The sequence below is a fragment of the Bradyrhizobium sp. sGM-13 genome (genome assembly GCF_018398875.1).
Classification (GTDB): Bacteria; Pseudomonadota; Alphaproteobacteria; order Rhizobiales; family Xanthobacteraceae; genus Bradyrhizobium.
Genome location: NZ_JAGWDK010000262.1, coordinates 1 through 306 on the forward strand (window position 1 = coordinate 1; position 306 = coordinate 306).

Genomic DNA, 306 nt, shown 5'->3' on the forward strand with positions numbered 1-306 from the left:
GGGAATCGGAAAGGCGGCATATCGTGGGGGTGCTTGACGCCTCCACTTCTCCACCAAAGGAGCGATATGCCGTGTCCAAAGATAACATCATCCAGCTGATTCAGCCAACGAACGTCGTCGATCAACTCACGGAAATCCTACGTACTGGGGCACGTACTCTGTTGGCCCAGGCGATTGAGGCCGAGGTCGCGGACTTTCTCGGCAAGCATGCCGATTTGAAGACCGCAGACGGCCACCAGCGGGTCGTGCGCCACGGTCACCTGCCGGAGCGCGAGGTGATGACCGGGATCGGTCCGGTCGCCGTCC

1 pseudogene is annotated in these 306 nt (G+C 60.8%); it reads left to right on the top strand.

The features are described 5' to 3' along the window. Positions 1 to 71: 71 nt before the first annotated feature. Positions 72 to 306: pseudogene (locus KJQ96_RS39010) on the top strand (IS256 family transposase); the annotation flags it as partial.